This is a genomic window from Streptomyces sp. NPDC102360, assembly GCF_044766085.1.
Taxonomy (GTDB): domain Bacteria; phylum Actinomycetota; class Actinomycetes; order Streptomycetales; family Streptomycetaceae; genus Streptomyces.
In genome coordinates this window covers 464,867-477,253 of the sequence record NZ_JBIWLG010000005.1, presented here as the reverse complement: position 1 = coordinate 477,253, position 12,387 = coordinate 464,867, and the positions used below count along the sequence as shown (strand labels likewise).

Annotated in this window: 10 protein-coding genes; 9 read left to right on the top strand and 1 reads right to left on the bottom strand. The window is 70.2% G+C overall.

Annotated elements, in window-relative coordinates:
* Positions 1–9 precede the first annotated feature (9 nt).
* Complete coding sequence (locus ACIRHA_RS23055) at positions 10–459, bottom strand: cell division protein SepF (RefSeq protein WP_403848748.1); 450 nt, start codon at positions 457–459, stop codon at positions 10–12.
* Between the two features lie 335 nt (positions 460–794).
* Between ACIRHA_RS23055 and ACIRHA_RS23050 the strand changes: the two genes are divergently transcribed.
* The 9 genes from ACIRHA_RS23050 to adhE all read left to right on the top strand — a co-directional run bounded on the left by ACIRHA_RS23050 (position 795) and on the right by adhE (position 12,381).
* A complete protein-coding gene (locus ACIRHA_RS23050) occupies positions 795–2,096 on the top strand; it encodes a DUF5685 family protein (RefSeq protein ID WP_403848745.1) in 1,302 nt (433 codons plus the stop codon).
* A 194-nt stretch (positions 2,097–2,290) separates the two neighbouring features.
* Positions 2,291–4,648 carry a nitrate- and nitrite sensing domain-containing protein gene (locus ACIRHA_RS23045; protein WP_403848742.1) on the top strand — a complete coding sequence of 786 codons (2,358 nt, stop codon included), beginning with the start codon at positions 2,291–2,293 and terminating at the stop codon, positions 4,646–4,648.
* Positions 4,645–5,073: a roadblock/LC7 domain-containing protein gene (locus tag ACIRHA_RS23040; RefSeq protein ID WP_403848739.1), complete on the top strand. Its 429-nt coding sequence runs from the start codon at positions 4,645–4,647 to the stop codon at positions 5,071–5,073. The genes ACIRHA_RS23045 and ACIRHA_RS23040 overlap by 4 nt, the downstream gene beginning before the upstream one ends.
* Entirely contained in the window at positions 5,070–5,420 is a 351-nt protein-coding gene (locus ACIRHA_RS23035; RefSeq protein WP_403848735.1) for a DUF742 domain-containing protein, read from the top strand. Before ACIRHA_RS23040 ends, ACIRHA_RS23035 begins: the two co-directional genes overlap by 4 nt.
* Positions 5,404–6,000 carry a GTP-binding protein gene (locus tag ACIRHA_RS23030; RefSeq protein WP_403848732.1) on the top strand — a complete coding sequence of 199 codons (597 nt, stop codon included), beginning with the start codon at positions 5,404–5,406 and terminating at the stop codon, positions 5,998–6,000. Before ACIRHA_RS23035 ends, ACIRHA_RS23030 begins: the two co-directional genes overlap by 17 nt.
* A 229-nt stretch (positions 6,001–6,229) precedes the next feature.
* Entirely contained in the window at positions 6,230–7,132 is a 903-nt protein-coding gene (locus ACIRHA_RS23025; protein WP_403848730.1) for a S1 family peptidase, read from the top strand.
* 182 nt (positions 7,133–7,314) lie between these two features.
* On the top strand, positions 7,315–8,268 hold the full coding sequence (locus tag ACIRHA_RS23020) for an SPFH domain-containing protein (RefSeq protein ID WP_403848727.1): 954 nt from the start codon (positions 7,315–7,317) through the stop codon (positions 8,266–8,268).
* Positions 8,269–8,498: 230 nt separating this feature from the next.
* Positions 8,499–9,581 (top strand): S1 family peptidase, encoded by a 1,083-nt coding sequence (locus ACIRHA_RS23015; RefSeq protein ID WP_403848724.1) that lies wholly within the window; start codon positions 8,499–8,501, stop codon positions 9,579–9,581.
* A gap of 190 nt (positions 9,582–9,771) precedes the next feature.
* Positions 9,772–12,381, top strand: a complete 2,610-nt coding sequence (adhE, locus tag ACIRHA_RS23010) for a bifunctional acetaldehyde-CoA/alcohol dehydrogenase (protein ID WP_403848722.1) — start codon at positions 9,772–9,774, stop codon at positions 12,379–12,381.
* Positions 12,382–12,387: the final 6 nt, after the last annotated feature.

Below are 12,387 nucleotides of genomic sequence, written 5' to 3'. Positions count from 1 at the left end.
CCGAACCGCTCAGCTCTGATTGAAGAAACCGTCCGTCGGTTCCTTGGCGTCACGGCCCGAGACGATCTGCGTGTCCGCGGGACTCAGCAGGAACACCCGCGTGGCGACCCGGTCGATCGAACCCCGGAGCCCGAAGATCAGGCCCGCCGCGAAGTCCACCACGCGCTTGGCGTCGCCCGCCTCCATCGACGTGAGGTTCATGATCACCGGAACGCCGTCCCGGAACATCTCGCCGATCCTGCGCGCGTCCCGGAAGCTGTCGGGGGTCACCGTGCCGATCCGGCGGCCCTTCTCCTGGGCCTCCTCGGAGGCGACCTTCACGCGCGGGTCCGTGACCCAGGCCGCGTCGCCGGCGGCGGCGGGCTCGGGCCCCTCGTCGTAGTCGTCGTCGTAGTAACGCTCTTCATCGTTGTCGTCGACGAGGCCAAGCCAGGCACTCGCCTTGCGCACCGATCCCATGGACGCCTCCTCTCAAGCGGTTCCTCTGCGTTCCGCACTCCGCATGTCGTGCATCCCCAATGTTCGTCCATGATGCAGATGCGACGCCAAGGGGATAGTCGCCGCGCGGGGGTTTCGTGACGGTACTGGTGCACAGTCTGCGTGACGTTGTCCCCCAGTTCCCAAGGGTTGTACGGGATACGGCTGCTGATGGTGAGTGAAATATGATTCTTCACGGCGTATGGGTGACATCGGGTGCGTACGGGTGAACGAAGGTGCCGCGCAAGGGCTCGATACGATGCCGTCGTCGCGCGGCCGAGTTGACGGGCCGTCACTCGGCGTACGGGGGAGTCTTCTTGTTCGGCATGGTTCGGCCCTGCTCTCATCGGCTCGGTGAGAGCCTCGGCGCCCAGTGGATGGCCCACCTCTGCGGGCTCTGTCTGGCACTGCGCGGTGACCACGGGCAGTTCGCGCGTGTCGTCACCAACTACGACGGTTTGCTCGTCTCTGTTCTGACGGAGGCTCAGAGCGAGCGGTCCGGCGCGGCCGGTGGTGGGCGGCGGCAGGCCGGGCCCTGTCCGCTCAGGGGCATGCGCGGCGCGTCCGTCGCGCAGGGCGAGGGCGCGCGGCTCGCCGCAGCCGTCTCCCTGGCCCTCGCCTCTGCGAAGGTGCGCGACCACGTCGACGACCGGGACGGGCTGTTCGCGCGCGGGCCCGTGGCCGCCGCCGCGCGGAGGGTCGCCGCGAGCTGGGCAAGGGCCGGGGCCCGCACGGGATCTGACGTCGGGTTCGATACGGCGGTCCTGGCCGAGGCCGTCGAGCGGCAGGCCGGCGTCGAGGCGCTCGCGGGACCAGGCACCCCCGTGCTCGCCGTGACCGAGCCGACCGAGACCGCGACCGCCGCCGCCTTCGCGCACACCGCGACGCTCGCCGGGCGGCCGGGGAACGCCGAGCCGCTCACCGAGGTGGGCCGGTTGTTCGGGCGGCTCGCGCATCTGCTGGACGCCGTCGAGGACCGGGAGGCCGACGCCGCGTCCGGCGCGTGGAACCCGCTGACCGCCACGGAGACCCCGCTGGAAGAGGCGCGGCGGCTCGCCGACGACGCCCTGCACGGCATCCGGCTCGCGCTCCGCGACGTCGACTTCGTGGACGGCGAGCTGGCGCATCTGCTGCTCGCGCACGAGCTGGGGCGCTCGGTGGACCGGGCGTTCGGGACCGGGGGCTGCGCCACCGCCCACGCGCACTCCGGGGCGGCGTCGACGCCGCGGCACGGCGACGGCTCCGCGCCGCGGACGCCGTACGGGCCCGGGAGCTCGGGGCCGCACGGATCCCACCATCCGTACGGCGGCGGCAATCCCTACGGTGGCGATCCTCACGGCGGCGGTGTCCCCGGTGACCCCGGCGGGCCGGGTGGGCCCGGCGGTCCCGGCGGCTCCGGCGGCGATCCGTTCGGGAAGTCGCCGAAGCCGGGGAAGCGGGGGCTGCTCGCCGGGTGCGCCGTCGCGATCGGGCTGTGCTGCACCTGCAAGGCGTGCTGCGCCGAGGAGTACGAGGGGGCCTGGTCCCGGAAGAAGCGCGAGGGCTGCTGCCGCAACTGCGACGGACCCGACTGCTGCGACTGCTGTGATTGCTGCTCGTGCTGTGACTGCGGGGTGTGAGGCGCTGGCCCTGTATACGGGCCCGCAGTGGACCGAACGGGTGATGCGGGGTCACCTGCACGCCTTCGGAAAGGATGTTTCGGTGGTGTAAAACAACCACCTGATGAGGTGACCGGGGCCGGTGAGGGCTCGTTGGCCCGACGCGGAAGCACCGTTTCCGCACCGTCAACTCGCCCTCTCCATAAGGCATTTCAGTGGACCTCGTCTCGTCGGTGACGGCATCCGTCACCGCTTCCTCCCGACCCAGAACCATCCGCACTCGACTCCTGCGCATCCTCACCCTGGCCACGGCCGTGCTCCTCGCCCTGCTCGGCTTCTTCGCGGCCGAGCAGATCTCCGGCTACCGCAACGCCGCGGCGACCGCCGCCGACGCCCGCCTGGAGGTCACCCTCCAGGGGCTCGTCCACGAGCTGCAGAAGGAGCGCGGCCTCACCACCGGATACGTCGGCGGGGTACGGCAGTTCAGCGCGAAGCTGCCCGCCCAGCGCAAGTCGACCGACACCGCGCGCGTCGCCCTTCAGGACGCGCTCGACGAGCGGGGCACCTCCGCGGCCGCGTCCGACGCGCTCGGGCGGCTCGACTCGCTCGCCGGGATCCGCAAGAGCGCGGACGACGGCTCCGGGCAGGTGAAACCCACCTTCGACTACTTCACGCACACCATCGCCGAACTCGCGGGACTCGGCCGGGCCCTCGACGACGTGGCCGACGGGCCCCTGCGCGACTCCTACCAGTCACTCCAGACCCTGGGCTCCGCGAAGGAGTTCATGGGGCAGGAGCGGGCCATCGTGCTCGGCTCGGTCCGGGCCGGCGGGCACTTCCGCGGCGACGACTACAGCGCCTTCATGGAGATCCGCTCCGGCCGGCTCGCCGCGCTCGACACGTTCCCGCGCACCGCGACGGACGCGCAGGAACGCCGCCTGGACGCGGCGCTCGCCACGCCCGACGCCGAGCGGGCCCTCGGCTACGAGTCGACCGCCGTGCACGGCGCGGGCCGGCTCAGTGCCCGCGACGTACCGCCCATGGCCTGGTGGGACTCGATGACGTCGACCATCAACGGGCTGCGGGACGTGCAGGTCTCCATCGGGGACGACGTCGAGAACAGGGCCGCGCAGCTGGAGAGTTCGGCCCAGCGCGACCTGCTGCTGTTCGTGCTCCTCGCGCTCGCCGTCATCGCCGCCCTCGGCGCGCTCGCCCACGACTGCGTACGCTCCGTGTCCGCGCCGCTCACCGGGCTGGCCCGGGAGGCGCGTGAGGTGGCAGGGGCGCGGCTGCCGCGGGCCGTCGCCGCCGTGCAGACGGCCGGTGACGCCTCGCCCGAACCGCCCGCGCCGCTCGCCCTGGACGCCCGCGCGGGCGCCGAGGTCCGGGAGGTCGCCGACGCCTTCGACCGGGTGCAGAGCGCCGCCTTCGACCTCGCCACCGAGCAGGCCGTGCTGCGCAGGAACGCCACCGACTCGCTGGTCAGCCTCGGGCGGCGGAACCAGAACCTGGTGCGCCGTCAGATCAGCTTCATCAACAAGCTGGAGCACGAGGACGCCGACCCCGACACCCTCGCCAACCTCTTCGAACTCGACCACCTGGCCACCCGCATGCGCCGCAACGCCGAATCGCTGCTCGTCCTCGCGGGTGAGTCGAGCCCGCGCACCTGGTCGACGCCGCTGTCCGTCACGGATGTGCTGCGGGCCTCGCTGTCCGAGGTCGAGGAGTACCGGCGGGTCACGCTGCGGCGCGTCGAGCCCGCCCACATCTCCGGCTCGGTCGTCGCCGAACTCTCGCACCTGCTGGCCGAGTTGGTGGAGAACGCGCTCAGCTTCTCGCCGCCGGACTCCGACGTCGAGATCGAGGGGCGGCGCACCAGCGAGGGCTATCTCGTCGCCATCGTCGACCACGGGCTCGGCATGGATACCCGGGCCCTCGCCGAGGCCAACGTACGACTCTCGGGGAACGCCAGCTTCATGGCCGAACCCACCCGCTTCCTCGGCCACTTCGTGGTCGGCGCGCTCGCCCGCAAGTGCGGTATCGAGGTGCGGCTCGGCGAGGCACCCGCCGCCGGTGTGGTGGCCCGGGTGCTGGTGCCCGCGGGGCTGCTCACGGACGCCGGGCCCAAGGTCGGGAAGGGGGAGACCGCCGAGCCCGCCCAGGTTGCGGAGAAGGACGGCAAGCCCCAGGAGCCGGCCGTGCAGCCCGCCAAGCTGCCCGCCCCGCGCAAGGAAGCGCGGACGCCGGTCGCCGCGGGCGCCGAGTCCAAGTCCCGTACGAAACCCGCCGGTTCGGCGTCCTCCGCCTCCCGCACCCGCAACGGACTGGTCAAACGGCCGCAGCGCAGCGCGATCTCCAAGGCCGTGCACGAGACGGCACCGCCACCGTCGCCCGCGCCCGAAGGACCCGCCGCCGAGCGCACCCCCGAAGGCGTGTCCGGGATGCTGTCGGGTCTGCGCAGCGCCCATATGCGCGGCTCCATCAGCGTAGAGAAGGAGCGCGCCGCCACGCGGGGCAAGCAGGAGAACACCGAGGCCGGGGACGGCGCCGAAGGGCAGGACGACACCAAGTGACCACCGTCGACATGCGGGGCGACTCGCAGACCTTCAACTGGCTGCTCGCCAACTTCGTCCGCTCCACCGACGGTGTGCGCGACGCCGTCGCCGTCTCCTCCGACGGGCTGCTCATCGCGGTGTCGGACGGGCTCGACCGCACCGAGGCGGACCGGCTCGCCGCCATCGTGTCGGGGCTCTCGAGCCTCGCCCGCAGCGCCTCGAAGCGGTACAGCTTCGACGGCGTGAAACTCATCATGATCGAGATGGGGCGCGGCTTCCTGCTCGTCTCGGCGATCCGCGACGGCAGCTGCCTCGGTGTGCTCGCCGACAGCAGCGGTGAACTCGGGCTCGTGGGCTACGAGATGGCCGTCCTCGCCGAACGGGCGGGAGACCTCCTCACGCCGACGCTCATCGCCGACCTGCGGGAGACGCTGCCGCGATGAGCGAACCGTCGCACGTGCCGGACGAGGGGCAGTTCGTCCGCCCCTTCATCATCACCGGTGGACGCTCCCTGCCCGCGCAGGCCGATCTGCGCATGGAGACCCTCGTGGTCGCGCTCGACGCGGCGGAGGGGGCCGCGCCGCTCGCGTTCGAGCACCAGCGCATCGTGACGCTGTGTCAGGAACCCACCACCGTCGCGCACATCGCGGAGGCGGTGGGGGTTCCGCTCGGAGTCGCCAAGGTGCTCGTGGCCGACCTCGTCGTCGGCGGCCGCCTGTCGTGTTCGCAACCCGCGGAGCTGCCGCTCCACACCCTCGAAAGGATCAGGGACCATGTCAGGGCGCTCTGAACGCATCGCCCCGCTGGCCGTGAAGATCGTGGTCAGCGGTGGGCTCGGCGTCGGCAAGACCACGTTCATCGGGGCGGTCTCGGAGATCGAACCGCTGGACACCGAGGCCTCCATCACGCAGGTCTCCGTGGGCGTCGACTCGCTCGAGGGGGTCGAGGACAAGACCACCACGACCGTCGCTCTCGACTTCGGGCGCATCACACTCGATCCGACTCTCGCGCTGTATCTGTTCGGTACGCCGGGGCAGGACCGGTTCTCGTTCCTCTGGGACGACCTGGTGGAGGGCGCGCTCGGGACCGTCGTGCTCGTCGACACCCGGCGGATCGAGGACTGCTTCCCCGCGCTCGACTACTTCGAGGCGCAAGGGGCGCCGTTCGTGCTCGCCGTGAACCGGTTCGAGGGCGCCGAGCGGTTCGAACTGGCCGAGATCCGCGAGGCTTTGGGGCTCGGTGACGACGTTCCGGTGATCGAGTGCGACGCCCGGACCCGGGCGTCCGTACGCGATGTGCTCGGCGCGCTGATGGACCAGGTGATCGGGGTGCGCACGCGGCCGCGGCGGGTGTCGGCGCTGTCCCGTTGACCCGGAACGCCCCCGCCCCGCACCTCCTCCAGCGGGGCGGGGGCGTATTGCGGAGATCTGGCGGAAGTCCAAAAGGCGCTCTTGTGCACGGCGGTTGAGCGGGCGAATACTCCCGTCAGCGATTGTCAGGAGCACGGCGGGTCCGGAATCCGGACAGCCGTCGGTTCCTGACTGCGCCTCACGGGCCCCATCCCCACGAGGGCCCCCGAGTTCCCTGGAGGAACGAGCAGTGAGGATCAAGCGCAGCACCCCCCGCAGTGGCAGAACCAGATCGACCCGGCTGATCGCCGTCGGTTCCGGTCTGCTCGCCGTGGCAGCCTTCGCGATTCCCTCCGCCAACGCGTCCGACGCGTCGCACACGTTCAGCGCCGCCGAACTCACCCAGACCCGGGACGCCGTCCGGTCCGCCGATGTGGCGGGCACCGCCTGGGCCGTCGACTCCAAGACCAAACAGGTCGTCGTCACCGTCGACAGCACGGTCTCGCAGGCCGAGATCAACAAGATCGAGAAGGCGGCCGGCGACACCGCGGGCGCCCTCAAGGTCGAGCGCACGGCGGGCACCTTCAAGAAGCTGATATCCGGCGGCGACGCCATCTACGCGAGCAGCTGGCGCTGCTCACTCGGCTTCAACGTCCGCAACAGCGCCGGGACCTACTACTTCCTGACCGCCGGTCACTGCACCGACGGCGCCGGAACCTGGTGGTCCAACTCCGCGCACACCTCGACCGTGGGCAGCACCACCGGGTCCAGCTTCCCCGGCAACGACTACGGCATCGTCAAGTACGCGAGCGGTGTCGCGCACGCCGGCACCGTCGGCAGCCAGGACATCACGAGCGCGGCGACCCCGTCCGTGGGGACGACCGTCACCCGGCGCGGCTCGACCACCGGCATCCACAGCGGCAAGGTGACCGCCCTCAACGCCACCGTGAACTACGGCGGCGGCGACATCGTCTCCGGCCTCATCCAGACCACGGTCTGCGCCGAGCCCGGCGACTCCGGCGGCCCGCTCTACGGCGGCACCAAGGCCTACGGCCTCACCTCCGGCGGCAGCGGCAACTGCTCCTCCGGCGGCACCACGTTCTTCCAGCCGGTGACCGAGGCACTCAGCGCGTACGGCGTGAGCGTCTACTGATCCGACCGCTCCACCCCGTCGTACGTTCCGCAGTCGCAGCCAGCAGTGGGAGCCCCCGTCGGCCATTTCGGCCCGGCGGGGGCTCTTCCTGTGTGTGCGGGGCTCTCCCTATGTGCCCCTTACGGGGCTACCGTCGAAGTACACGCCTTTTGCGCCCACTTCGGACCCTGGGGGACCGTGAGATGGTCGAGGAACTGGTGACGGCGGGAGTGGCCGTCGTATGCGCCGGCGGGGTCTACGCGATGTCCGCGGCGCGGGTCGTCAAACAGTACGAGCGCGGGGTGGTGTTCCGGCTCGGCCGGCTCACCAAGTCCGTGCGCGGGCCGGGGTTCACGATGGTCGTGCCGTTCGTGGACCGGCTCCGTAAGGTCAACATGCAGATCGTGACGATGCCGGTGCCCGCGCAGGACGGCATCACGCGGGACAACGTGACGGTGCGGGTGGACGCCGTCATCTACTTCAAGGTCGTCGACGCGGCCGAGGCCGTGGTGCAGGTCGAGGACTACCGGTTCGCCGTCTCGCAGATGGCGCAGACCTCGCTGCGCTCCATCATCGGCAAGAGCGACCTCGACGATCTGCTCTCCAACCGCGAAAAGCTCAACCAGGGGCTGGAGTTGATGATCGACAGCCCGGCCGTGGGCTGGGGTGTGCAGATCGACCGGGTCGAGATCAAGGACGTGTCGCTGCCGGAGACGATGAAGCGCTCGATGGCCCGGCAGGCCGAGGCGGACCGTGAGCGCAGGGCTCGTGTCATCAACGCCGACGCCGAGTTGCAGGCCTCGAAGAAGCTTGCCCAGGCCGCCGAGGTGATGTCCGACCAGCCGGCCGCGCTCCAACTCCGGCTGCTGCAGACGGTGGTGGCGGTCGCGGCGGAGAAGAACTCCACGCTGGTGCTGCCCTTCCCGGTCGAGCTGCTGCGCTTCCTGGAGCGGGCCACGCCCGGAGACGCGGAGCACGCGGCGCGCTCGGCCGTCACGCAACTCGCCGAGGGGACGCTGCCGGGGCTGACCGAGGCACCGGCGCCCGAGCCCGCGTTCGAGGAGAAGGGCGCGGCGAGCGCCCCCGAGCCCGGGGCAAGTGCCCCCGAACCCGCGGGGAACGGCGGCCAAGCAGGGGCGAAATCCGGACAGGACTAGACCTCACCCTCCGCCCATCCAAGAACGCGCGGTGTGTTTGCAGTGGGGATCGACGTGCGGCGCGGGGGCGCACTCAAGCGGGAGAGGGCGTACGACGGTTGACGAACGTGCGTCCGGAAGTCGACCTTGTGTGTTCGCTGTGACGGTCGGGATAGTGGGCCAGTCAGCCTCACGGATCCGGTCCGGCCCCACTCGAACCGGCATCCCAACCCCCCACAGGAGGACGTGAGTTGAAGCACCGACGCATACCCAAGCGGCGCGCCGCAGTGGTCGGAGCGGGAATCTTCGCCCTGGCCGCCGCCGGCATCACCTTCCAGACTGCGAACGCCAGCACCGACGTACCCGACGTGGCCGTGCAGCAGCTCTCGATCGCCAAGGCCGGAACTCTCGCCTCGTCCCTGACGAAGGACCTGGGTGCGGACTCGGCGGGCAGCTACTACGACGCCAAGGCCAAGCAGCTCGTCGTCAACGTCCTCGACGAGGGCGCCGCGAAGACGGCCGAGGCCGCCGGCGCGAAGGCCAGAGTCGTCCAGAACTCCCTGGCCGACCTGAAGGGCGCACGGACGACCCTGAAGCAGGACGCGACCATCCCGGGTACGTCCTGGGCCGTGAACCCCGCCACCAACAAGGTCGTCGTCACCGCCGACCGTACGGTCAAGGGATCCGACTGGAACCAGCTCACCGGAGTCGTCGAGAAGCTCGGCGGCAAGGCCGAACTCAAGCGAAGCCAGGGCGAGTTCAAGCCGTTCGTCGCGGGCGGCGACGCCATCACCGGCGGCGGCGGACGCTGTTCCCTCGGCTTCAACGTGACCAAGGGCGGCGAGCCGTTCTTCCTCACGGCGGGCCACTGCACCGAGTCGATCTCCACCTGGACCGACTCCAGCGGCCAGGAGATCGGCACGAACGCCGACTCCCAGTTCCCGGACAACGACTTCGGGCTCGTGAAGTACGCGTCCGGCGTCGACCACCCCAGCGAGGTCAACCTCTACAACGGTTCCGCGCAGGAGATCACGAAGGCGGCCGAGGCGACCGTCGGCATGAAGGTCACCCGCTCCGGCTCCACCACGCAGGTGCACGACGGCACGGTGAAGGGCCTCGACGCCACCGTGAACTACGGCAACGGCGACATCGTCAACGGCCTCATCCAGACCGACGTCTGCGCCGAGCCCGGTGACAGCGGCGGCTCGCTCTTCTCCGGCGACTCGGCGATCGGCCTCACCTCCGGCGGCAGCGGCGACTGCACGGCCGGCGGCGAGACCTTCTTCCAGCCGGTGACGGAGGCACTCTCCGCCACAGGCACGGAAATCGGCTGACCCGCATGTTGTGAGCCCCGCCTCCCGGTTCCGGGGGGCGGGGCTTTCCCGTGGGCACCCCGGGTGCGCGGAGTGCCCCGTTCGCCGGGACCTTGGTCCCGTGGGCTCGGGACGTTCCCCGCCCCTTCAGCGGAGCATAAAGGTGTGGAATTGAGGCATCAGCGAAAAAGGCGTGAAAAAGGAGCCTGCCGTGGATGCCGAGGGGACAGTTCAGGGGACCGTCGACGAACTGGTCGCTGGAGCGCGTGAAGCGCTCGCGATGTTCGAGACGTACGACCAGGAACAGGTCGACCACATCGTCAAGAAGGCGTCGCTCGCGGCGCTCGCCCACCACGGAGACCTGGCGAAGGCCGCCGTCGATGAGACCGGCCGCGGTCTGTTCGAGGACAAGGCGGTCAAGAACCTCTTCGCCTGCGAGCACGTCGTGAACTCGATGCGCGGACTGAAGACGGCGGGCGTCATATCCCGCGACGAGATCAGCGGCATCACCGAGATCGCCGAACCCGTCGGCGTCATCTGCGCGATGACCCCCGTCACCAACCCCACGTCGACCACGGTCTTCAAGGCGCTGATCGCCCTGAAGACCCGTAACCCGATCGTCTTCGCCTTCCACCCCAGCGCCCAGAAGTGCTCCGCGGAGGCCGCGCGCATCGTGCGCGACGCGGCGATCGAGGCCGGCGCCCCCGCCCACTGCGTGCAGTGGATCGAGGAGCCGTCCATGGCGGCGACGGGCCTCCTGATGAACCACGAGGGCGTCTCCACGATCCTCGCCACCGGCGGAAACGCCATGGTCAAGGCCGCCTACTCGTGCGGAAAGCCCGCCCTCGGCGTCGGCGCGGGCAACGTACCCGCGTACGTCGCCAAGGACGCCAAGCTGGGCCGCGCCCTCCACGACATCGTGCTCTCCAAGGCCTTCGACAACGGCATGATCTGCGCCTCCGAGCAGGCCGTGATCCTCGATCACGAGATCTACGAGGACGGCATCGCCGAGATGGAGCGGCTGGGCGCGCATGTCGTGACCGCCGCCGAGAAGGCCAAGCTGGAGGAGTTCGTCTTCGGCACCACCGCCCACGGCAGCGACTGCTCGGGAGCCAAGCTCAACGCGTCCGTGGTGGGCAGGTCCGCCGTCTGGATCGCGGAGCAGGCCGGTTTCGAGATTCCCGAGGACACCTCGATCCTCGTCGCCGAGTGCGCGGAGGTCGGCCCGGACGAGCCGCTGACCCGCGAGAAGCTCTCCCCGGTCATCGCCGCACTCAAGGCGAACGACACCGAGCACGGGCTCGAACTGGCCGCGCGGATGGTCGAGTTCAACGGCCTCGGTCACTCCGCCGCCATCCACACCGAGGACGAGGAGCTCGCCGAGGAGTTCGGCCGCCGCGTCAAGGCGATCCGCGTCATCGTCAACTCGCCCTCCACCTTCGGCGGCATCGGCGACGTCTACAACTCCTTCCTCCCGTCGCTGACCCTCGGCTGCGGCTCCTACGGCCACAACTCCGTCTCCAACAACGTCTCCGCGGTCAACCTCGTCAACATCAAGCGGATCGGCCGGCGCAACACCAACATGCAGTGGTACAAGATCCCGCCGAAGATCTACTTCGAGCGGGGCGCCGTCAAGTACCTCGCCGAGATGGACGACGTGCACCGGGTCACCGTCGTCACGGACCGGACGATGGGCGACATCGGCTTCGTGCGGAAGGTGTCCGACATCCTCAACTCCCGCGCCACGCCTGTGACGTTGCAGGTCATCGACAACGTCGAGCCGAACCCGGAGCTGGCCACCGTGCAGGCGGGCGCCGCCGCGATGCGGGACTTCCGGCCGGACACGATCGTCGCGCTCGGCGGTGGTTCGCCGATGGACGCAGCGAAGATCATGTGGCTGATGTACGAGCACCCGGAGATCGAGTTCGCGGACACGAAGGAGAAGTTCTTCGACATCCGCAAGCGGGCCTACACGTTCCCGCAGCTGGGCGAGAAGGCGAAGCTCGTCGCGATCCCGACCACGTCCGGCACCGGCTCCGAGGTCACCCCCTTCGCCGTCATCTCCGACCCGGCCGCCGCCCAGAAGTACCCCCTCGCGGACTACGCGCTCACCCCGAACGTCGCGATCATCGACCCGATGCTGCCGATGAACCTGCCGCCCACGGTGACCGCCGACTCCGGCTTCGACGCGCTGACCCACGCCACCGAGGCGTACGTCTCCGTGTACGCGAACGACTTCACCGACGGCCAGTGCCTCCAGGCCATCAGGCTCGTCTTCGAGAACCTGGAGGCGTGCGTGAAGGACGGCGCCAGGGCCCCCGAGGCGCGCGAGAAGATGCACAACGCCTCCACCATCGCGGGCATGGCGTTCGCCAACGCCTTCCTCGGCCTCGTCCACGCGATGGCGCACACCCTCGGCAACACCTTCCACGTCGCCCACGGCCGCACCAACGCGCTGCTCCTCCCGCACGTCATCCGGCACAACGGCACCGTCTCGTACAAGGCGACGCCGTGGCCGAAGGCCGAGACGTACCGGGCGCCCGAGCGGCTGCAGGACATCGCGAAGATGCTGGGCCTGCCGGCGGCCACCCCCGAAGAGGGCGTGGAGTCGTACGCGAGGGCCGTCGAGGAACTGCGCGAGCGGTGCGGGATCCCGGCGTCGTTCCGTGAAGAGGGCGTCGACGAAGGGGAGTTCATGGCGGCCCTGCCGCAGCAGGCCATGAACGCCTACGCCGACCAGTGCGCGCCCGCCAATCCGCGGATGCCGATGATCGGCGACATGAAGCGGCTGATGCGGCAGGCGTACTACGGGACCAGGTGAGAGAGG